Annotated in this window: 14 protein-coding genes; 7 read left to right on the top strand and 7 right to left on the bottom strand. The window is 33.5% G+C overall.

Going from position 1 to position 24,445, the window contains the following annotated elements:
- Window positions 1-30: 30 nt before the first annotated feature.
- The 3 genes from ABRY23_01920 to ABRY23_01910 are packed head-to-tail and all read left to right on the top strand — an operon-like array spanning window position 31 to window position 4,168.
- Window positions 31-1,812, top strand: coding sequence for an MFS transporter (locus ABRY23_01920; protein ID MFA3781805.1), 1,782 nt, complete (start codon window positions 31-33; stop codon window positions 1,810-1,812).
- Between the two features lie 11 nt (window positions 1,813-1,823).
- Complete coding sequence (locus ABRY23_01915; protein MFA3781804.1) at window positions 1,824-3,020, top strand: NlpC/P60 family protein; 1,197 nt, start codon at window positions 1,824-1,826, stop codon at window positions 3,018-3,020.
- On the top strand, window positions 3,020-4,168 hold the full coding sequence (locus ABRY23_01910; GenBank protein MFA3781803.1) for a dipeptide epimerase: 1,149 nt from the start codon (window positions 3,020-3,022) through the stop codon (window positions 4,166-4,168). The genes ABRY23_01915 and ABRY23_01910 overlap by 1 nt, the downstream gene beginning before the upstream one ends.
- Before the next feature lie 1,136 nt (window positions 4,169-5,304).
- Here the strand turns inward: ABRY23_01910 and ABRY23_01905 are convergent.
- The 7 genes from ABRY23_01905 to ABRY23_01875 form a co-directional block, all read right to left on the bottom strand.
- Entirely contained in the window at window positions 5,305-6,726 is a 1,422-nt protein-coding gene (locus ABRY23_01905; GenBank protein MFA3781802.1) for a transglutaminase family protein, read from the bottom strand.
- A 39-nt stretch (window positions 6,727-6,765) separates the two neighbouring features.
- Complete coding sequence (locus ABRY23_01900) at window positions 6,766-7,881, bottom strand: acyltransferase family protein (protein ID MFA3781801.1); 1,116 nt, start codon at window positions 7,879-7,881, stop codon at window positions 6,766-6,768.
- A gap of 76 nt (window positions 7,882-7,957) precedes the next feature.
- The gene (locus tag ABRY23_01895) at window positions 7,958-10,951 is read right to left on the bottom strand and encodes a fibronectin type III domain-containing protein (GenBank protein ID MFA3781800.1); all 2,994 of its coding nucleotides are present in this window, start codon (window positions 10,949-10,951) and stop codon (window positions 7,958-7,960) included.
- A 66-nt stretch (window positions 10,952-11,017) separates the two neighbouring features.
- Window positions 11,018-12,886 carry a PQQ-binding-like beta-propeller repeat protein gene (locus ABRY23_01890; protein MFA3781799.1) on the bottom strand — a complete coding sequence of 623 codons (1,869 nt, stop codon included), beginning with the start codon at window positions 12,884-12,886 and terminating at the stop codon, window positions 11,018-11,020.
- Between the two features lie 361 nt (window positions 12,887-13,247).
- A complete protein-coding gene (locus ABRY23_01885) occupies window positions 13,248-15,626 on the bottom strand; it encodes a glucosamine-6-phosphate deaminase (GenBank protein ID MFA3781798.1) in 2,379 nt (792 codons plus the stop codon).
- 51 nt (window positions 15,627-15,677) lie between these two features.
- Window positions 15,678-18,164 (bottom strand): Ig-like domain-containing protein, encoded by a 2,487-nt coding sequence (locus ABRY23_01880; protein ID MFA3781797.1) that lies wholly within the window; start codon window positions 18,162-18,164, stop codon window positions 15,678-15,680.
- Between the two features lie 19 nt (window positions 18,165-18,183).
- Window positions 18,184-19,179 carry a hypothetical protein gene (locus ABRY23_01875; GenBank protein ID MFA3781796.1) on the bottom strand — a complete coding sequence of 332 codons (996 nt, stop codon included), beginning with the start codon at window positions 19,177-19,179 and terminating at the stop codon, window positions 18,184-18,186.
- 253 nt (window positions 19,180-19,432) lie between these two features.
- Here ABRY23_01875 and ABRY23_01870 point away from each other — a divergent pair, with 253 nt between their 5' ends.
- From ABRY23_01870 to ABRY23_01855, 4 genes are all read left to right on the top strand, one after another.
- Window positions 19,433-20,032 (top strand): GNAT family N-acetyltransferase, encoded by a 600-nt coding sequence (locus ABRY23_01870; GenBank protein ID MFA3781795.1) that lies wholly within the window; start codon window positions 19,433-19,435, stop codon window positions 20,030-20,032.
- A 49-nt stretch (window positions 20,033-20,081) separates the two neighbouring features.
- On the top strand, window positions 20,082-21,014 hold the full coding sequence (gene murQ / locus ABRY23_01865) for an N-acetylmuramic acid 6-phosphate etherase (GenBank protein MFA3781794.1): 933 nt from the start codon (window positions 20,082-20,084) through the stop codon (window positions 21,012-21,014).
- Window positions 21,004-22,986 (top strand): prolyl oligopeptidase family serine peptidase, encoded by a 1,983-nt coding sequence (locus tag ABRY23_01860; protein ID MFA3781793.1) that lies wholly within the window; start codon window positions 21,004-21,006, stop codon window positions 22,984-22,986. Before murQ ends, ABRY23_01860 begins: the two co-directional genes overlap by 11 nt.
- A 326-nt stretch (window positions 22,987-23,312) precedes the next feature.
- Window positions 23,313-24,089, top strand: coding sequence for a phosphatase PAP2 family protein (locus ABRY23_01855; protein MFA3781792.1), 777 nt, complete (start codon window positions 23,313-23,315; stop codon window positions 24,087-24,089).
- Window positions 24,090-24,445 lie beyond the last annotated feature (356 nt).

Here is a 24,445-nt window from a genome sequence, read left to right as displayed (position 1 = left end):
AGCTGTTTTCTCTTATCAAATAAAACATATATGAAAAAGCAAAAAAGAACTTACCGAAATCCATGGACTTGGGTAACCACCTTATATTTTGCTGAGGGTATTCCTTATGTTGTTGTAATGTCTGTTTCTGTTATAATGTATAAAAGAATGGGTGTGTCGAATACCGACATTGCTTTGTATACCAGCTGGCTTTACTTGCCGTGGGTCATTAAACCGTTATGGAGCCCAATTGTAGATATCTTGAAAACAAAACGCTTTTGGATAATATTAATGCAGTTCATTATTGGAGCTGCACTTGGAGCTGTTGCTCTTAGTATCCCGGCACCAAATTACTTTAAATATACCTTAGCTTTCTTTTGGTTGATGGCTTTTAGTTCTGCTACGCATGATATTGCTGCCGATGGTTTTTACATGCTTGGTTTACAAAAACATGAACAGGCTTTTTTCATTGGTATAAGAAGTACTTTCTATAGAATTGCTATGATTACAGGTCAAGGACTGTTAATAATTTTTGTAGGTTATCTCGAAACCTCAACTGGTTTACCCCCTGTTAAAACTGAAATAATTACTATAGCTAATTCGAGTAAGCCAAACGATATAAAACTGAAACAAACTCAATTCCAACCTCAAGAAGGCAAACTTAGAGTAATTGCGTCAACAGACAAAATTTTTTTGAATATTTCGCAAAATAAAAACCAAAACATCGATTCAATTAAATCTCTGATTAAAAATTGGAACATCCAGAATGGCTTCTATACTAACAGTGAGGGGGATATAAATTCATTCAGTAAAAAGAATGGAAGCGTTGCGGCTATCTACTTTCACTTATCTAAAGAACCCCCTGCTGATAAAAATATTAAAGTAAAATTTGATTACAAAAGCGGAGATGATAGAATATCAATTATTGAGGGCAACGACTTCACATTTAATTCATCTAATTGGAACAAGCCTGCTTACTCGTTAATATACACTAACAACACTGTCGAACCAAACAGAGCAGCAATATTTTATGCTACTGCTGGCAATATCCGTCTATCGTGGGTAATAACTTTTTCTGTACTTGGTGTTTTGTTTATGCTTTTCTTCATTTACCATCTCTTTATTCTACCCTATCCGCCAAATGACAAATCAGTTGCTTCAGCTAATAACGGAAATATTTTTTCAGAGTTTTTCAAGACTTTTGTTTTGTTCTTCAAGAAAAAAAATATTGCAATCTTTATAACTTTTCTATTAGTTTACCGTTTAGGCGAATCTCAATTGGTTAAACTTGCTTCACCTTTTTTACTTGATTACAGAAGTGTAGGCGGATTAGGATTAACGACAAGCCAAGTTGGGATTGTCTATGGTACCGTTGGAATGTTAGCTTTGCTCGCAGGCGGAATACTAGGCGGTTTTTTAGCAGCACGAGATGGCTTAAAACATTGGCTTTGGTGGATGGTCGCAGCAATTAATGTTCCTAATAGCGTTTATATAATACTCTCATTTACCCAAACTACTTCTTTCTTCTTTATTAATCTTTGCGTTGCAATAGAACAATTTGGTTATGGATTCGGATTTACGGCTTATATGTTGTATATGATTTATATATCCGAAGGCGACCACAAGACTGCTCATTTTGCAATCGCAACTGCTTTTATGGCCCTTGGTATGATGCTGCCTGGAATGGTTAGCGGCTGGATTGAAGATATGATCGGCTATAAGTATTTTTTCGTGTGGACTTTATTAGCTACTATTCCCGCTTTTATTATTACTAAATTTATCCCTTTAGATGAAGATTTTGGACGTAAAAAAGAACAAACGCTTTCTAACTAAAGAGGTGAAAAATGATGAAATCAAAAGTAACCATTCTTATTTTATTATTAGCATTTGGCAATTTATACACGCAGGAAAATAAAATGTCCCTTATAAATGATATTATAAAAAAAGTAAAATCAACTTACGCACCCGACAAAAGAACAGCTGTTTTTGAAATAACTGCAACTGATTCTGGAGGTGTATATGTTCTCTCAGGCGAAACAAATTTAACTGAAGCAAAAAATGAATTAATCGACAACCTTAATAAACTTAATATATCGTTTGAAGATAAAATAAATTTGCTGCCTTCAAAACTCTTAGGCGAAAATACTTACGGAATAATTAACCTTTCAGTTGCAAATATAAGAACTGCCCCGTCACATTCGGCTGAATTAGCAACTCAAGCTTTACTTGGAACTCCCGTAAAAATTCTAAAGAAAGATGATGGATTTTATCTTGTCCAAACACCAGACTATTATATTTCTTGGATTGACGATGGCGGTTTAATTTTAATGAACAAAAAGGAAATTAATGAATGGATTGAGCAACCTAAAATTATTTTTACAAGCGAGTTCGGCTTTGCATATAAAGAACCCAATGTAAATTCTGAACATGTGTCTGACCTTGTAGCTGGCAATATATTGATTAACTTAGGTGAAAAAGACGATTTTTATTATGTTGAATTTCCCGACCACAGAACAGCATACATTGAAAAAGAAAAATGTTTTCCATTAGATGATTGGCTAAGTAAAGCTGAACCTACCGAAGCAAATATTATATCAACTGCTAAAAGATTTTTAGGAATACCGTATTTATGGGGCGGTACATCAGCAAAAGGGATGGACTGCAGCGGTTTTACCAAGACTGTTTATTTTTTAAACGGAGTCGTTCTTCAACGTGATGCATCTCAACAAGTTAACACTGGAACTTTGGTCGATACAGAAAACGGCTTCGAAAATTTACGCCCAGGTGATTTATTGTTTTTTGGAGAAAAAGAAAAGGGTGATAAAAAAGAGAAAGTTACTCATGTTGCAATTTATATTGGCAACTATGAATATATACATGCTTCCGGCAGAGTTATGATAAACAGTTTTGAAAAAGACTCTGCTAATTTTAGCAGTTACAGACTAAATCATTTCATAAGAGCAAAAAGAATAATTAATTCGCTTGATAAAAATGGCGTTATCACAGTAAAAAATAATAAATTTTATCAAGGAGATTTCTAATGAAACACAATAGAAGAGACTTTTTGAAATTAAGTGGACTTGCCGGAGGTTCGCTGTTATTGGGGGGATTATCAAATGATTTGTTTTCAAAAAATATTTCTATAATTAAGAGTAATAAAAAAATGAAACTTACTTTCAAACCCTATACTTTACAATTAAAACACGTATTTACAATAGCAGTTAGTTCAAGAACAACAACCCCAGTTATGTTAACTAAAATTGAATATGACGGCATTGCAGGATATGGCGAAGCATCAATGCCGCCATATTTGGGTGAATCTCAAGAAACAGCAACAAAATTTCTTTCTAAAGTAGATTTATCACAATTTAATGACCCATTTGAACTGGAAGACATTTTAGAATATGTCGATTCAATTGAAGAAAAAAATACTGCTGCTAAGGCTTCTGTGGATATTGCTTTACACGACCTCGTAGGGAAATTACTTGGCAAACCATGGCATAAAATCTGGGGTTATGATAAAAAGAAAACTCCCTACATTTCTTTTACAATTGGTATCGATAAACCTGATGTTGTAAGACAAAAAGTAAAAGAAGCTGAAGAGTATAAAATCTTAAAAGTAAAACTTGGCGGTGATAACGACAAAGAAATGATTGAAACTATTCGTTCGGTTACTGATAAGCCAATTATAACAGACGTTAATCAAGGCTGGCACGATAAACAATTTGCTCTTGATATGATTCACTGGCTTAACGAAAGAAACGTAAAATTAATCGAACAACCACTGCCTAAAGAACAAGTAGATGACATGGCATGGTTAACCGAACACAGCCCTATTCCAACTTTTGGTGATGAGTCTGTTCAACGATTACCCAATGTTATTAAAGCACATGGGGTCTATTCAGGAATAAACATAAAATTAATGAAATGCACTGGCTTGCGGGAAGCACATAAAATGCTCGACTTAGCTAAATCATTGGGCATGAAAGTAATGCTGGGATGTATGACAGAAACTTCGTGCGCTATTTCTGCTGCTTCACAATTATCACCTGAAGTGCATTGGGCTGATTTAGACGGCAATCTATTAATAAGCAACGACCCGTTTGAAGGTACAAAAATAGTGAACGGAAAAATTGTTTTGAATGAAGAGCCAGGAATAGGACTTTCTAAAGTTCCTAAAGAATTTTGAAACGTTAAACAAAATTTCTTTAAAAACATTGCTTTGGATTGGAAGCTGAGATAATTAATAATGTTTACAGCTAGTGTTAAATGGATAGTTGATTAATGATTTTGATGATTCATTTTTTCTTATTTAACTGCAGTGGTTAAGTTTGGTTTTAAAAAGCTGTGTAATAGATAATTCTTGTGCGCCTTTTATTCTTCTTTACAACTCGCATACTTTATAATTTTTTATATCAATAAGAATTCACCCACAAAGTGGATGACCACACTTTCTGGTCTGGTGGGATTATCTCTTTTTATAGATAGGGTCTGACTAAAAAGTAAAATTTTTCCGCCAGAATGCGGCGGACAAGTTAGAAAGTAGAACACGGACAACACAGACCTGCCTGAGCAGTCAGGTTTTAACGGATGCTTCGCTAACTCAGCACAAGTTTTCACAGACTTGCTGCTGCAAGCATGGTAATTTTTCAATAAGCTAATAAGGTTTGGTCTTTTTTTCTTACTGAGGTTACTAAGGTAGTAAAGAAAAGAATAAGGTATTTTTAGAATTCACCCACAATGAGAATTCACCACTTTGTGGAGTGGCGGATTCCCAACTTCACTGTTTGTCATTCTCGCGAAAGCGGGAATCTTCAACCAAATCAATGGATTCCCGTTCCCCACTTTCGTTGAGAATTCACCACTTCGTGGGAGGCCAAGTGTCACGGGAATGACATTGAGCATTCACCACTTGGTGTATAGTTCCATCAAAAACTGAAGTTGCATAATACAGAGTTATAAGGCTGTAAATATTTTTAACAGGTTAAAAAGCCTGTCCATACTATAAACCCAAATTATGCAATAGAATATGAAAAAATTAACTATGTCCTTGTATATAACATATCTGTCCAAAATAATTTTTTATTATAAAAATTCACTCATGCGAGTTTGTCGCATGTACGTGATTTTTTTCAAAAAATAAAATAACTCATTCCGCTCTTCTGAAGGTAATCTAAATGTAAAACAGACTAAAGTCTGTTGTTATTATAATTGCATTTATATTTTATTCACTGCTTACTGCAGGCAAGTTCACAGACTAAAGTCTGCGCTACAAGGAATGAAAAATTAATTTAAACAGCATAGTTTTGATTCAAAATTTATCTGTTATTTCAAGTACTCTACCTCCATATTATAATCCCATTTATCGAAATAGAGATTGCCAGCTTTCCATTCAACTTCACCTCGTTGAAAGTCAACAGTTTCACTTCTTGGATAGATTTTTGCTGGAAACAAATCATCTGAATAATCATCATTTACAATAAAGTGATAAGCATCTGTACTGCCAAAGTAAAACCATTTTACATCTTGGTTATCAGAATTTTTCAAACCGAATGATTGATCCACAGGCAGCCAGCCGTAACCTTCCAAATACATTTCACACCAATCATGCAAGTTCACATTATCGGGATGTAACATCCATCCGCTTTGCCATTTTGTAGGTATCCCATTGTACCTGGCCAAAGTCATAAACAAAAGTGTCTTTATTCCACAATCACCATGACCATTAGTAATACAATAATCGGAAATATTATCAATTGTAGAGTACTCTCTTGCACCCGCCCAAGGAATGTTATCATTTATCCACTCATAAATTTTTTTAGCAATTAAATATTTGTTTGTTTCATTTCCGATAATTTCACGAGATAAGTTCTTTATTTTATCTGTAAAAACAATATGCGGTTTTCTTTCTGCAGTATATTTTTTATATAAAGCAGAGCTTGTATCGTAAGGTTTTATTTTAGATACATCAATTTTGGTAAATTGGTTTTTACCAACATATTCTAAGCTATATTCGAAAATTGTCGGCTTGTTAGCTACTGCTTTCTTTTCGATATAAATTGTACGCTGCAGATATTTGCTGGGTGCAATTAAATAATTATCTGAATTAACTTGAATTAATTTAATATTCGTTTGACGAGCATGTTCTTCTCGTGGATATGGTAGCCAACACCTAATTACTTCACCAGGTGGCACAGCATCAGAATGAACGGTTAACCTATAAGTAATTTTAATTCGTTCAGGTTTAACTAGAGAAAAGTTTTTAGAATTCGCTTCACTAACAACTTTTGGCAAATAGCTTTCCAAAAAAACATCTAATTTATCTTTTTGATTACCGTCAACTTCTTTTTTCTTTTTTTTAGCGTCTTTATTTATTCTAAAAAGATTTTGTGCTGCTCTGTTGAAATAATATTTTGTACCATCAATAATTTTATATTCGAGACTGCCATCCTCTTCCCATTTTCTAATATCCGAATCGCTAACATTAGGATAATACTTTTTCACGTATGTTAAAATATCTGGCAACGTTTTAGTAAAATCTTTTCTTATTCTTTCCATTTTTTCTTTTTCAAAATTCAGCTCATAAATTTCTTCTTCTGACAAATTTTCCGCGTATATTAAACTATCGATTAATTGTTCTGCTTTTTTAAACTCGCCATTCCGAATTGCCTCGTTGATATTGTTATATTTTGTTTGTGCTACTGAGATAGTCATATAACAAATTAATAAAAAAAGTAATTTTTTCATTGCGCACCTACTGTTAATAATCAAAGTTCAAGTTAACACTTACAGTTTTATAAAAATCTTTTTTCTATATAAAAGCCACATTAAAAAGAGCCAAAGCAGAACGTAAGATATAGCAAAGAGTAAAGATGCGTTTATTGGATTTGCAATCTGCAGAAAAATATTTTTAAATAAAAAAGACTTAAGAGAAATTACTTCGCCGTTACTTTCAGTAATTTTAATCATACCCATAATTACAGCCAAAATTCCAGAAAGAAAGAAAACTGCTATTGCATTTGTTCCATAGATATGAAAAGGTTTAATCCACCATTTAACATCTTTTACATCAATAAGCCAATAACAAGCAGCTAAAAAAATTAAGGCTAAACCGCCAGTGTAAACTACATACGAGCTAGTCCACAAACTTTTGTTAATAGGAAAGAAAAAATCCCATACATAACCTACAGCCATTAAGATGCTACCGTAAAAAAACATCATTACGGTTTTAGTAGTTTTATCGTTATCACTTTTCAGCCAATAGCCAGTTAATACGCCTATTAGTGCGGTCCCAATAGCAGGTATTGTGCTTAATATTCCTTCGGGATCCCAAGTTTTTGATTGACTCCACAGATGACCTCCTAAAAGTAATCTATCCAACCAAGCACCTAAATTTGTAGAGGGCTCAAGATTAGAGTAACCAACTCCAGGCACAGGAATAAGAGTCATAATAGCCCAGTAAAAAAGCAGCAATCCAGCAATTATGTAAATAATTTTTTCTTTTTTAACATTTAAGAAAATTAAAGCGGTGAAAAAATAAACTACCGCTATACGTTGCAAAACACCAGGAATTCTTATCGTAGTAAAATCAAAATGAGGGAACCCTGCCATAAAAAGACCCAACAGAAATATACTCGCACTTCGGCGCAGCAATCGAATATAAGCTTCTTTATTATTACCATTAATTCTGTACTTAGAAAGAGAAAAGGTTGTTGTTACACCAACTATAAATAAAAAGAATGGGAAAATAATGTCTGTGGGTGTGCATCCATTCCATTTTGCATGAAGAAGCGGCGGGTAGACATTAGACCATGACCCAGGATTATTGACAAGTATCATTCCTAAAATTGTCATCCCGCGAAAAATATCTAACGATAATAATCTTTCCGTTTTGGTTTCCATAAACACTCATAATTGTTTATAAATTTATTGATTAATCCTACTATTATCTTTCGATAAAAAAATAATAGCAATTATTCTAATTTTTAATGAGGTAATTCAATATGTACTTCATTACCTCAGTTTGTTTTTTATAATCAAGAATTGTCTCGAATGGAAAACCAAAAGCTACGACGCCGTAATTTTCTTTATAAGCAACACCCGCACCAGTATCACTTTCGGAATACCTTAGAATTGTCTTGCTGCCATTTATCTCACCAAGCGCATCTGGAGCGCTCACTGCGTAAATTGAATCATTTAATGAAGTATTAAAATCTATTTCAAAACCGTTTGGGAAAACAATATCGCTGTTAGCATAGACTTTTCCTATACGGACTGCATGGTCTGTAGAAAGCTTGTATCTCAAATAATTTTTACCAAACACAACATCTTTGTTGTCATTACCTTTATTCCAAAATAAATCAGTGCCTATATAAGAACCAGAGACAAAAATATTCCCGCCTGAATTGAGATATTCTGAAATTTTCTTTTGAAGTGAATAGGGAAAAGCTTTAAACTGTTCTCCATATTTTATATTAGCATAATTTGACTGCCATGGAGTTTCTTTTTCTTCACCCATTATAAAATCAACAAATTTATATTTAGATAAATTTACATATCCATTCCAAACTGCTTCATCGCTTGAAGAAACAAAGGAATAGCCATTTGCCACAATTGTTTTACCATGAATGAATGGATAATCAAAACTATTACCAGCAATTATTTTGGATTCATAATCCGCATAACTTGCACCAAGTCCAGGCATATCATCCGATGTCCAATTTATTGAAGGATCAAAATTATGTTGGTAACCTGTAAAGCCAAGATCATATTTATCTGGCACACCTGGATCAACTATATTCAAGAAGCCAGTAAAATTTTTGCTTTCAACGGAATAAGGTGGGGCAATTCTATCAAAGCCATTTACAATTAAAACAGGTTGCTTATCCTTACCAAAACTGCAAGCTGATAATACTTCCGACGGGAAACTCTCACCACCTTCATTTACAGCAGTAACTTTAAAGCTGTAAATAACATTTTTTTTAGTATCCGTAAAAGTATAAGTTGTATCATCGACTAAGGTACCATTATCAAAACCGCCATCACCAATTCTTCTATAAACAATATATTTTTTGGGAATAGCCGTTGGCTCTAATTCATCAAGTTGTGGTCTCCATGATAATTTAATATTTCCGTCTTGATCTAATTCTGTATAAAAGTCTGTGACAGGTAAAGGTTGAATAACATAATCGGTATTATATTCTGAAGCAATAAATTTAACCATAGCTTTGTAGATTGCTCTGCAAACATCAAATCTAAATCTGGGATCTAATTGAAACTTGCAATCGTAATAATTTTGGTGAGAAAGCAGCTCAAGAAGAACTGATGGAACATTGGGACGAGCTGCTTCACTGTACATTGCATCTCGTAACGCTCTTCTTGTCCACAATGAATCATATTTTTCTCTTAAGTCATTAACAATTTGTGTCTGTAAAATGTCTGCTAAATCTCTATTAGCAAGTCTTGATGTCCCATCTGGAAAAACTTTATTTGAATCAAAATCTGGTATGCTGTAAATCGACAAAGTACCAATAGTAGAGTCGTTCTGATTTACTCCAGCGTCTGTATGAAATGCAAGTGAAAGGTCAATTGGAATACCAAGTCCTTTTGCTTTTCTATCTTTGTTTGGTCCATAAGGTGCACCAGTAAGATAATTAACCCACTCTCCTCTTGATTGATAATCGTCGTTGTAATCCAAAGTATCACCGTTGAGGTTGTAAACTAATGTATCTGGCATGCCAGAAAATTGCAAAAAGTACCGAGCTCCTTCCATAAATTTGGGCAATCCGCTTGTTTTACCGTTACGTTCAATAATTCCCATACCCCCACCGAAACGAACTGCATCAACAGAAATTAGTTTACCTGGAGTATCACTTTTATTATCAACAACCACTTTACCAATCGATGGATTAACTCCCTTCTTAAATTTAGATTTGCCAAGATATATCCATGTACTACCGCCAATTTGCTGGTTAACTTCGAATTCAGTCTTGCCGCCTGCATGATAAACTGTGTAATGTGCATCATTTACATTTTTATCTGATGAATGATAGCTAACGTACACAGCATATTCACCGTCTTTGGGAATATTTGGGATGTAAGTTGCCGTTGCTGTAATTTTATTTTCTGAACGAATAATTAAATGAGTGCCATGTTCAAATGGGTTATAGTCTGATTTATAAGGAGGACTACCAAAAGCAAAAGCTGAACCCTCACCGATTTTCCATTTATTGTTCTTGGTGTCTTGCAAAACAAAACTATCAGAATTATCATCGTTATCTACTATCACTTCACTTGTTTGAATATCTCTTTCACGTGGAGTAAATACATTAGCACCAGCATTTTCAAGCATTGGGATTAAATATGGGATTACGAAGGCAGTTGGACCTAAATCTTCAACAGTCTGAAATAACCTCGCTCTCTGCCACATCCACCTATCAAGTTTTTTGTTATAATAACGTCCGTGACTAGCCCAAAGAGCAATGTTCCTATTATATAAGCCTTTTGTTGGGTAGTATGGTTTGCTAATATTTCTAACTATGCTTAAAGGTCGGAATTGCTTTGTAAATAATCGGCTTGTATCTCTTTGAATTTTTTTTCTGTAGAAATTCGGGATTAATTCTTCTATTGGAGTGCCAAGTGACTTAACCACTATTTTATATCGAGAATATTCATCACCCAAAAAATCTTTTATTGAATTATAAATTTCATTTACATTATCTTCTCTAAAAGGCTGAAAAGAAAATTCTTTATTAGCATTGATAATAATTTCATTGTTAAGGCTATCAATTTCATATTTTGTAAATTCGCTGCCTTTTGGGAATTTAATACTGAACTTATTTTCTTTAATTAAATTTTGCATGTCAGAAAGCAGTTCTGGAAGAGCAGCCTTCTTAGGGGGTTTTTGAATTTCTTTGACTGATGTACATGCTGCAAGTAAAATAGTAAGTAGAAGTAATAAGTTCTTTTTCATAAGCATTTTTCTATGATTTACCTTTTTCCTTTTACCTTTTGCCTTTTTCCTTTTACCTTTTTCCTTTTACCTTTTACCTTCACACTCTACGAGCATAGTTCTTCCATCAATATCGTTCAACACAATTCGATTTTTATCTAGCGGTGTAATTGTGTTGACGACACTTACACCAATTTTATGTTTCCAAAGAATTTTGCCTGTTGGCGAATCAAGCGCAATGAGCAATCCGTTTTTAGTTCCATAAAATAAGACACCATCTTTTTCTATCAATTGAGCGGAATTGATATCGTAACCAAAATCAGCATTAGTAACCCATAATGGTTGAGGTACCGTTTCAGTTTCAAATTTAGTTGGAAGAGCAATAATTGAGTCTCGCATTGTTCTTATAAAAATTTTAGTACTATCTTCAGAAATTCCAATTGTCTCTCTCACTTGATACTTTGCAGTTCGCCATAGCTGTTTTCCCGAGTTAACGTTAATTGCTGTTAATTTTCTATCAGGCGCTGCAATAAATACTACATTACGAGCAGCTACTGGCCAACATGCAGCGGGCGAATAGAGCACACCTTTTTGATCTCCTTCCCACTTCCAAAGTAATTCACCGTTAATTTTATTCAGACAATACAAATATGAGTCCCAAGCGCCAAAAATTACTTTGTTATTGTAAATCAAGGGTTTCGTCTCTACAAATCCTTTAAGATTGTCAAATGACCAAATTATCTCGCCGGTTTTTAAATTTATTGCTCTAAACTTCCTATCACTTCCACCTATGTAAACAATATTGTTGTCAATTGATGGTGAGCCTAAGACTGCAGCGTTAGTTTTTATTTTCCAAATTATTGTTTCTGTCTCAGCATCAATACAATAAATATTACTATCTGCCGAACCGAAAACTACTAAGTTGTTACTTATAGCCGGTGATGAGTAGATAGGTCCTCTCGCCTCAAAAGTACCTTGTATGTTTCCATCATTCAGTGACAATTTATAAAGCTTTCCAGAAGCATCAGCAGTAAAAACTGAATTTTGCCATATTGCTGGAGAAGAAGCATTTGTAAATCCGGAATTAAAAATCCATTTTTCTTTGACATTAGGATAACGTTCATTAACGGAAAAATCTGGTCTCTCTAATTTGAATGATTTATCATAGTGATGATTACCAAGAGCAATTTTATACCAATATCTTTTGTTGCTTGTAAGCGGAGTTTTTTCATAAAACTTAATTGTATCATCAACAATCTCGGCTATTGTGTATCCACCCAAGCTGTCTTTTGCACGCAAATTCGACCTGCTCATAACACCCGGTATGCCTTCAAAATCATAAGTTGCATTTTTATGTCCATGCCCAAATAAAAAAGCCTGAATATTGTAACTTTTCATCCTGTCTAAAACTTCGTACCAATTATCGATGCTGTTATCAATTGGGTAATGAGTTACGAAAAAGATTTTTTCTTGTTTAGGGACATTACTTAATGTGGAATCAAGCCATCGTAAATCTTGCGGCGCCCAATGGCCATCACCCATTTTTATAATTGGACCTTGATGCAATCCAATGAAAAGGAAATTCTTATACTGAAATACAAATCTGTCGTTACCCCATAATTTAGGGAAAAATGTCGCGCCAGATTCAGACCATTTACAATCGTGATTGCCTGGTATTATGTAATATTTTGTATTAAGACTGTCCAGAATTTGTTTTGCAAGAAGCAATTGTTCATTAGTCCCCATTTCTGTAATATCACCAGAAATTATAGTAAAATCGATACCATGAAGTGAATTTATATCCTTAACGGAATTCCTAAGGTCTTGCGCACCGGTTGGATTGCCTACATGTGTATCGCTCAGCCAGGCAAATCTGATTGTATCAGTTTGACAGAAGACGGAGTAATAGGAAAGAAGAATTAGAGCAAGGAAAAATCTCTTAAATGAATCCATCATAAAAAGTTTTCTAAAGATGATCAAAAAGTAATTATTTGAAACCTCTGAAAATATCTCACTCTTAAAAATCACATTATGGCATTAAAAGAAAACAACATCAATTTTAGAGGGAAATGGACAAAGAACAATTTATCTAACCAACAGAAGCAAACAGTGACATCTAAAAAATAGAATTATCAGCGATTGTCATTCCCACGGAACCTGTCCTCCCACGAAGTGGTGAATTCTCAATGAAAGTGGGGAGTGGGAATCAACTTTGAAACAATGGATTCCCGTTTCCACTGGAATGACTCATCGAATTTTTCAGAAGTCCCAAATATTAATTTTTCAGTCGTCCCCATATCTTATAAAGTTTTTAAAATTATTCTGTAACCTTCTTTAATTCTCTTGTATGTTTATAAAATTCATCTAAAGAAAGTTCGCGTAAAAAGCAAATTCCTTTAGCTGCTCTTATTCTTGGATGCTGGTGTTTTAAGAAGAAATCTTTCCCTAAGCATTGTCTAAGTACATTATATTGCTCTACTTGTACTTTTTGAACTGCTCGATTAAATGGTCCGTCGTATTCCCAAGTAGGAAAACTTGCATCCTTTTGCGAACTAAAACTTTTCATAAATGTATTTTCGAGAATAGCGAATGAATTTAAACTAACAGGCACATAAATGTTAGCTTCGGCAGGGTGAAATCTATACCATACATTTCTATAGCCCCAAACTTTGATGTTACTATTTCCGCTGTATTTTTCATAAAGTTTTAGAGCTTCAGAAATAGCTTGCATTACTTTGTAATGAGTATCAGGACCACTCCCTTCCGGGTCGAAAGCAAGAGAAACAATAGTAGGTTTTATTTTTTTAAGCAGATTGAAAATTGGTATAACATCCCTATCCATTTCTGGCTGTTCGGTAAAAATATCGCCCTGATAAAACCCTAATCTTAAATGTGAAACATCCTCCACTCTAAACCCGTAATAACCCCAAAAGATTTCACTTTCAAATTCTCGCTGCATCCCTTTTAATTTTTGTACATGGGCAATATCCTTTTTACCTGGGTATTGGGTTTTAAAATAATTTATTAATTCTTTAACGCGGTCCTTTAAGTAAACGTAATTTTCTTCCTCATAAATTTCTATTATATTCCTAAGCAGTCTTCTAGCCAAAGCTTCATTTTGAATTGTCCTGCTGTGAGCTGCTACACCATCTAAATAATGCATCACATCGTTATTCTTTGCTTCAATATTATTCTTATAGAAATACTTTTCCTCAAACTTTTTTTCAAAATAATTGGATTCTAAGAATGTAGCCAAATTTTCCATCAGACTTAACATGAACGAATTTGTAACGGCAGTAAAGCCACTAGTAAGGTATGTAAAATGATGTTTATTCAATGGTGTTCTTACTAAGTGAGTAATATAAGGAAGATAAGCAAGTTCAATATCATCGTGATGAGGTGCAGTATGAAGAATAACTTCATTTTCAACAGGCTGCATACCCCTTTCAAGTCGTTTAATTAAATTCTCCTCAATTTCTTTTGTTATTTGAGAAGTCGGTTGTTTTAATGTATTTAATACGAGATTAGTAATCTTATTATCTTTAAAATCATCTTTAGTAAGATTGACTAAAGTCTTGGATTTCTCCACAGCTAAATTGATAACACTTCTTTCTATTGTAAACTGAGATAGAGGTGATTCTTGAGCTGCTTCAACATATCTTCGTTCTGATAATCGTATTGCTGCACCATGAGTCAAATAAAATCTTGCATTTTTTAATTTTTGTAAAGCTGTAGCTGGATATTTATTTGAGATTGGATTTTGAATTGAATCCCTAACAATATTTGCTTTAGCTTCACCAGCGGCTATAATAATAGCAGTAGCATCTTTATTATAAGTGATGGTCTCTAATCCAATTGTGATAACAAGACGATTTTTAGCGACCTCAATTCCACCAAGGTCGACTGCCGCTGCAGCTTGTGTCTCGTAGTTGGTTTCTGTTAATCTTGTTGTTGAAAAATGGTCACTCCCTCTTACATTAAACCCTATATGGCCATCTGGACCAATACCACCAAGGAAAAAACCAATACCTCCCATTTCCCTTATCTTTCGTTCATAGTTCGTACAAAATTCATCTACAATTTCAATTGTTTCCTTTTGCAGTCTTTCTAATCTTGTGCTTGCCCATTTAGTTCTAAGAGAGAGATCAACTTTTTTCCCTGGAAAGATTTCATCTAAAGATAAATTTTCTGGAGTAGGAATTTCGTTAATATTCATTAGCAAAGCATTCTTAGGATTTAAGCCCCACAATCGGAAATAAAACTTTTGTATGTAATAATAAAAGCTGTTATGCTGTTTTACATCAATTGGGTAAAATTCATCTATTTGTACGAACTTTAGATTTTCTAAGCTGGGTCTTTTTGCTGTATTAATACCTACTTCTTTTAAAATATTTTGAATCTCTTTTGTATCCCACTCTTTTAAAATTTTTTCCACCCATTTAATAAAATGTTCAGGTGTCTTACCAGTTGGCAAGGAAATTACACCATTAGGATTTTCTAAAACCCACTCAATAAATCTTAGAGCAGTTAACTTTCCAAGTTCAGGAAAACTTGATACTTGAATTACAGGAATTTTTTCAGTGGGTCTATATATTAATTCTTTACCCGATTTATTTAGAAAATATTGTTCAACCTTTGATTGCAGTTTATCTATTTTCCGCGAAGCGGATGTTTCTGAGATTTTATTTACTTTCATTGCAGTAATTATTCCTCACTTTTTTCTCCGAATAATATTGAATAAAAGATACTATTTCAAAAAAATCATTTTCTTTACTGACACATAATTATTCGATTCGAACTTATAAAAATACACGCCGCTTGGTAAGTAACTCGGATTAAATTTAACATTGTATTTACCAGGTGCTTTTTCTTCATTTACTAATGTGGCTACTTCTCTCCCAAGCATGTCATAGACTTTCAAGGTAACATGACTTCTAATTGGTACCTGATAAGTGATTATAGTTGCAGGGTTGAATGGATTAGGATAGTTCTGGAATAATTTAAAACTTGATGGCAGGTTCGATGCAATTTCACCTTCATTAACACTAACAATTATTTTCTTAACGACTCTCAAATCATCGAACAAAATTACTCCACTTTGAGCACCGTTGATAGGATTGTGCGTCAATTGAAAACTATCAAAACGCAATGTTCCATCAAGATTGCCGTCGCCAAGCCATGAACCAGTACTGTCATTTGTCATATCCCAAGAAACTAATTTCCAACCCGACCAATCTATTGTGTACCACGGGCTCACTTCATGTGTGGTGCCTGGTGGTACGTTATCATCTACAGCAAAACGAAATTGATTATTACTTGCATCCCCAAAAACATAAACTTGTAGAATATAACTCTTGTTGAAAGTTATGTTTCGTGGTGTACCAGTATTTAAATATTCACGTATCAGCCACGATGTTGCACCTGTATCCCATTCATAGTTTAATTGCATACTTCTTTTGCTGTTAGTAACTAAATTTGTTACTGAAGAGTTAATTAAAATCTTAGTATTATCTGGAACAACACCAACTGTTGAACCACTAGCAGTTGGTTGCCACCAATTTGCTGTAAAATCGCCCTCAAAATTATCAATGCTTGTTACTTGAAAATCAGTATCTCCAGTTTTAAAATTTATCGATGTGTCAGCTGCGGTTGTGTTTCCAAAAATATCTTTTACTCCAGCCAATATTTTAAACTGGTAAACTTCCGATGAATCAAGTATTTTAGATGGGAAAAAATGCAAGACACTTTTATTATTGATGACATAATGTCTTACACTTCCACTGACTTCCATCTGGTCAGAAGCTTTGACAAGTTTAAGTAAATTTGTAACACCAGTAAAATCAATTTTCTCGTTATAATTAATTCTTATTACTGGACGAAGTTCTACATTTTCCTTTTTATCGGGATAAAAAGAAATAATTTTTGGCGGGTACTGATCTAATTGTTTTGTTTTAAAATTGTATACCAATGTATCTCCGCCAATTCCATCACCATTACCATCAAATAATAAATTTCCCAAAAAACTAACTGCATTAGGCAATATTTTTATTGTGTAGTTAGTGGAAAACTTAAGACTGTCAGTCAAAATTTTTAAAGTTTTATCAGAATTACTCCATGAAAAAATTAGATGCGCTGCTGGGGTAATTATTAAATTTGCTTCGACAGAATCCCGATTCATTTTGCGGCTAAAATTAAATACAATATTATCCATTCCGGGATAGATTGAATCATTCTCTGTTGGAGAAGACGAAAGCAAGGTAGGGGGCACTGTGGAAACAAGTTGAACATCTTTAAAAGTAAAGAATGTATCAGACACAGCAATATAGGAAGTATCTGACAAATAACCTGGTGCGGTAACAACTAACTTCAAGGAATCAGATGGCACATTTTCTAAATAGTAAAAACCGTTGTGAAGTTGCGTTGAATCTGTAGAATACAAATGAAAAAGTGATTGATATGTATCTGTAGTATAAGATTGAGTATCAACAGTTGCTGTAGCACCGTTAATTGGGATGCCTGTTTCGGCGTCGGAAATTATTCCTGTTAAAATTCTAACCGGTGGACGCGGGATGTTGTGATACTTAAGTATTGACCAAAACAATGTTCTGGCTTCTAACTTTTTCCACTCGGCATTCATGTTTCTTTGATTTTGAGAAGGGTTTGTGTGGAAACCTGCCTCGCTCAATTCAGAAGGCATTGTTGTTTCCCTATTAACATGAAGATATGGACCGGTACCTGTACAACCATAAAAAGTACAATCGCCTATGGAGCCTCTCGTTGGAATTCTGTAACCTGCTGTAAGGATTTGAACCATAATATCACTCATAGCCTTACCGCCATTCGGAATTTTTTCTTGTCCATTTTTGTATTGACCCCAAAGAAGCAAAGTACTATTTACATTTGAGCCCATAGTTGCAGCATCGCTGTGAATAGAATGATACCACGCTGCTCCTAACGAATTTGCCTGGTCAGTTCTTTGCGTTAATGTTACATACTGATCATCATTTGTTCTGGAAATGTAAACTGTATCTATGTCTGTCTCTTTCAATAAATAATCACGTAAAGCCAGACCAACCCGCAGAACCTTTTTCGCTTCAGAGTATCCATATATTCCAACATTTTCATTTTGGCTGTGACCAGGGTCTAAATAAATATTCCATCCAGATAAACCTGTTACTTGCGCTTTTAGTGTTAAAAATTCAATTGCAAAAAACAAAAAGAAAAACTTCTTCATTAGTCCCACTCTGTTTTGTTTATTGTATATTAACTGGAAGTATGTAAATTGCTCCTTCGTTCATTTCATTATAAACAATATATTTTCCATCTGGCGACCACGAAGGATCCATCTCCAATTCATCTTTAGTTTTCGTTAGTTGAATTTTATTTGTACCGTCTGCGTTAATCACATATAAATCAGAAGAAGTATAATTGTAACCGTCATCTTCACTAATCATATAAACTATTCTTTTGCTATCGGGTGACCATTTAGGACGGTATCCTTTCCCCAAATCTATTAACCCTGTTCCGTCAGAATTCATTACATATAAATTTCCGCCGTAGACTTCAAAAGCTATTTTTAGTCCGTCCGGCGATGTTGTAATGTTTAAGTACTCTCTATCCTTAAATGGTTCAAAAGAGTTAAAGCTTTGCTGGATAGAATCTCCCACGTAAATTTTATTCTTTTTACTGTATGCCATTTTCTGTTGAATTGTATTTTTTTTAAGTGAATTCACTGAAATACCACTAGGAATGATCTCCAATTCTCTTCCGTTGTAGAAATAAACATTTTCACCGTTTGGGGACCAATGAGGTAAACTTGGCATAAATGTTCGGTAGTTTGTCAATAATTTTTCTTCTTTGCTTTCAACAAAAAATAATTTTACAGCGTTGAATCTTTTTACTCCTTCATATTTTGCAACTCTTGTCAATATGACCTTAGAATCGGGTGACCATTCAAAACCGAAGCCAGCTGCAATCTCGTCAGTAATTTGCCTGGCTTCATTAGTAGCTAAGTTCATTACCCATATCCCTTTGTAGTTTGAACTTGTGTATGCTAAATAATTTCCATCTGGTGACCAAGAAGGTGACATATAATATTGACTATCCGGAAGTATTAACTTCTGTGGTGTTCCAACAGATAATTTACTGTCACTATTTATTTGCCGCTGTGAAATATTCACCTGTGCATTCAATACCAAGATGTTAATTATAAACGTAGCGATAAAAGAAAAAGCGATTTTTGTATTCATTATTTCCCTCTAAATTAAAAAGCTGACGAGCAAAAAAGTTTATTAAATATCTTAATTTTATTATGATATTTTCTTCTTAACAAAAACACTTATTAAATGTTGATAATCTATAATTATTAACGATTTTTTAACTACACGATTGGGTAGTTATAATTTCTATCAATGTAATAATTTATTTAATAGGATTATACATTATCACTTGATTATTTTTGGAAGTTAGAATATAAATTTTTTGGTTAAGCAAGATTGTAAAATGGAATTTCAGATTAGAAACTATTCAAAAAAAGATTTGGAAAGACTCTACGAAATTTGTTTAAAGACTGGCAACAGTGGCAAAGATGCAAGTCACATTTACAACGACCATAAACTGTTAGGTCACTATTACGTAGCACCGTATGTTATTTTTCATCCAGAATTAACCTTCATCTTAGCATTAAATGACCTTCCAATTGGTTATATTTTAGGCACTAATAATTCGTACAATTTTTATCTGCAATGTGAAAAAGATTATTTCCCAGCTTTTAGAAAAAAATACACTCTGCCATCTAAGGATGACATCTCTCCAGATGCTAACATTATCAGATTAATCTATAAGGGTCATCTGCCTAAAGACGAGCTAAAAAGCTATCCTGCACACTTGCACATTGATATTTTACCTGAGGGACAAGGACAAGGATTTGGGAAGAAATTAATTAACACATTTACAAATAAACTACGAGAAATGGACGTACCAGCCGTTCACTTAGAGGTAGGTAAGAAAAATACAAACGCAATAAGATTTTATGAAAAGACAGGTTTTCATTTAATTAAAGAATATGAATTTTCCTTAGCTTACGGAATGTATCTTTCATGACAATACATCAATAAATTTTTATGAACTATTTAAGGGAAAGTAAAAGATAATGGACAAAAAAAAATTATTTGAGGAAATCAGTTCACTCTCAACAGAACAGAGAAATCCTAATTCAATGAATATCGATTTAGAAACAACTGAGGGGATTTTAAGAATAATTAATAATGAGGATAAAACAGTACCCTTTGCTGTAGAAAAAGAATTAAAATATATTGCTGAAGCAGTAGAAATAATTGTAGCGGCGTTAAAAAATGGAGGCAGACTTCTTTATTTTGGAGCAGGAACAAGCGGGCGATTAGGAGTGGTCGATGCTTCTGAATGCCCACCAACTTACGGTACACCCTACGATTTAGTACAAGGATTTATTGCCGGAGGTAAAAAAGCTATGTTTCGCGCTCAAGAAGGTGCAGAAGACTATGAAGAGAATGGGGCTAAAGATGTTATTAATGCTAATGTTAATTCTAAAGATGTAGTGTGCGGAATAGCTGCAAGCAGAAGAACACCTTATGTTGTAGGCGCAATAAAAAAGGCGAAAGAACTTGGAGCTAAAACTCTGTATGTAACATGTACACCACGAAGTACTTTTAATATCAATGAGGTGGATGTTGCAATTTGTGTGGATGTAGGGCCTGAAGTAATAATGGGCTCTACAAGAATGAAAAGTGGCACTGCTCAAAAGCTTGTACTTAATATGCTTACAACAACATCGATGATTAAATTAGGAAAAGTATACGAAAATATGATGGTCGATCTCCAAATGACAAATAAGAAATTAGTAGAAAGATCAAAAAGAATTGTGATGACAATAACTGGTGTTTCTTACGAGGAAGCCGAAGAATACTTAAAAAAAGCCGATGGCCATGTTAAAACTGCTCTTGTAATGATTCTTGCAAAAGTAGACGCCGATAAAGCTCGTAGGTTGCTTCAAAAAGCAGATGGCTTTGTTAGAAAAGCTATAATGAATATAAAAAATGAACATTAATAAAATTATATTCATATATATTATTGTGCTACCGTTGTCTCTTTTCTCTCAACAGTTCACCGAAAAAGTATTTCAACAATTATACACTGTAAGCTATTTCGAAAGTATTTCATTTTTTGGTAATGGCAACAAAATTATATATACTGTCTCTTCCCCTAATTTCGAAAAAAATAAATATACTAACACATTATGGATGAAAGATTTAACAAGCGGTTCCCCAGCTTCTAAAATTAATTTGAAGGACGGCTCATATTCATCTTTGACAGCTTCTAATGATGGGAAAAACATATATTTTTTATCCAACGTAAACGGGAACGGAAATCAAGTTTATTTTTATTCATTAAACGACGGGACACTACAACAAATTACTAATTCTCCAAAGTCCATACAGAAATACATTTTCTCAAATACTTTTGACAAACTATATTACTTAGCTGAGGATACACTCTCGTCGGGAGAAAAAAATGTTTTAGAAAAAAAACAAGATGGATACTTTTGGGAAGAAAATAAAAAATTCAATTCTATATATGAGCTTAATTTAACGACAAAAAAAACAACAAAACTAACTTTTGGTTATAACATAAAATCATTTACACTGTCGCACAATGGAAAATACATTGGTGTTTTAGGAACAACAGACGCAAATATTAGTACCGAAAATACCACTGAAGTTTATCTTTACGACGTTCAAGGGAAAACAACTAAAAGATTGACCAGAAATAATATTATAGAGCGACAGTTATCATGGAGTGAGAATGACGATTATTTACTTTTTATCTCCGCAGCAAACGAAAACTTAGAACCATACTACCAAGAAACTATCTTTAAACTAAACCTTAACGGCGAAAAGCCCATTAATCTTTTACCAACATTCCAATATCAAGTTATCAAATACGATATTGAACCAACTTCTAAATCAATAATCTTTATTGCTAATAAAGGATTAACACAACAATTGTTTAAACTAAATATTAATGATGGTACAGTTAACGAATTAACAGATTATAAAGGCGTGGTAAAAAACTTTTTAATTAACAATGTATCTTCCAAAATTGTACTTCAAATTTCTGACCCTTATACTCCTGATGTACTTGCAATAGGACAAATTGGCAAGTGGGATTTTAAGATTTTACAAAAATTCGCTACCTCGTGGTTAGACTTAAATCCCAATATTAACAAATCCCTTTTACCAAAATATCAACCTATAGAATGGTTCAGTACTGATGGCACAAAAATTCAAGGTATTGTAATATTACCTGCTAATTTCGATAGAACCAAACCTTATCCATTAATTGTTGAGTTACACGGCGGACCTAACGGGAGTTATCAATTAATTTACAGTCAACACTGGTCAACATTACCACAATTATTAACTTCAAATGGTTATATTATACTTCAAGTAAACTATAGAGGCTCTGCGGGTTATGGTAATTCTTTTATGCGTGGTATAATTAATAACTTTTTTGAACTTGGAACAGAAGATATCTTAAGCGGAGTGAATTTTTTAATTGAAACTGGAATAGCCGATAAAAATAAATTAGCATTAATTGGTTATAGTGCTGGTGCCCATTTTACAAATTGGATAATAACACAGACAAATATTTTTAAAGCAGCAATTTCAATTGCAGGAATGTCAAATTGGATAAGCTTCTACGCACAAACCGAAGTCCCTTATTTAAGAGAAATTTGGTTTAACAGCACACCTTATGACAATTATGAAAAATGGTTTAGTCAATCACCAATAAAATATGCAAAAAATATTACTACGCCTACTTTGTTTGTCGGCGGCGAACTTGATAAACGAGTACCATTAACTCAATCATTAGAAATGTGGAAAGCCTTAAACAGACTAAATATTCCTACACATTTATTAGTCTTTCCGCGTGAATCCCACTCAATCGAAGAGTTAAGCCATCAATACCAACTAATAAAAAATGAAATCGAATGGATAAATAAATTTTTGAGGGAATAATTGCAGCGGTGAAGTAAAATTAGTTGATTGAGCTGGCCTCGCACATACAGCGATGAAAACTGATGATTCAATGGTTGTAGGCGCGAGGTCACCTCCACCACAATGTCATTGAGTCAATGCCTCCCAGACAAAATTAAATATTATAATACCACGTTATGAAATTATTTTGTGAGGATTACAGAAATAAGCATTTACACACTATGTATGAATTAATAAAATAGTTTATCACGTAAAATCTATCTAAAATTTTATTTTTATCTTCACACCTAATTATATTGCATTAAACAAAATTTTCATTTGTTGTATTTAACTAAAGTCCTTAATCAATGAAGAAAACAAACTTTATTTTTTTTACTGCAGCCCTTCTTCAATTATCGTTTATTTATCAAGTTTCCTTTGCTCAGAATAATTACGATTACCACCAAGCTAAAAAAGAAACTTTAGATTTTTTAATAAATCCTGCTAAATGGGAAAAAAGTGATTGGTTAAAGTTAAGCGGAGTGGTGGCAGGAACTGTAGCTTTAATGCACTTTGATTCTGATATTCGAAATAATGTATTAAAGGATCAAAAATATTACAAAAGTTTTCCTATCGAGACTGGCAGAATTTGGGGAGAAGCTTACACAACTGGAGTTATTGGAGGCATGTTTTACCTACATGGTATTTTTGATGATAATGTAAAGACAAAAAAACTTGGCTATGAAATTTTACAGTCTGCTGGCTATTCGGGCAGCATTGCACTCATCTTAAAAGTAATTTTAGGCAGATATAGACCGTATGCCAGCAACGAATCTCAAAAATACAACCCTTTTTCTTTTGATTCAGGTGAAGAATCACTTCCATCTGGACATGCTACACTTGCCTTTTCGCTTTCAACTGTTTTAGCAAACAATACTAATTCAACACCATTAAAAATTATTTTTTATGTGCCGGCATTCTTAACTGTAATTTCGAGAGTTTACCAAAATAAGCACTGGGCATCTGATACTTTTTTAGGTGCTGCGTTAGGATATTTTGTAGGCTATTATGTTACTAACTTGCACAGTAACATAAGTGTATCTTTAGGTAATGAACAACAAATTAATTTCACGTTTACATTTTAAGCCAATTACAGTTCAAAAAACTCTTTTTCCCCAAAAATCATTACTATAGTTGATGAAAAATCAGAAAACTTCACTCCTTTCCTTTTTAGTTTATCGTTACCAAAGAGACCTTGAAGACTAGATTAATTATCAACTAAAAAAAATTACTATAAGATAAACATAAAATTGAGCTGAATTCTCAGGTATAAAAATTCTTTCGGTATTTATCTTAATATCAGTTTCTAAAGGAATTCTGAAATATTCAAAAAATGTTTTTAGATATGATTCAAATTACGAATCATTGTTTACAAAAAAATATAGGTCATCTGAGTAACGATGATTTAGATAATATCGGCTAAGCGTTGTCCTACCTGTTA

This window comes from Melioribacteraceae bacterium 4301-Me, from assembly GCA_041538185.1.
Classification (GTDB): domain Bacteria; phylum Bacteroidota; class Ignavibacteria; order Ignavibacteriales; family Melioribacteraceae; genus Pyranulibacter; species Pyranulibacter aquaticus.
The sequence above is the reverse complement of the archived record's forward strand: the minus strand, read 5'-3'. Positions and strand labels throughout refer to the sequence as shown.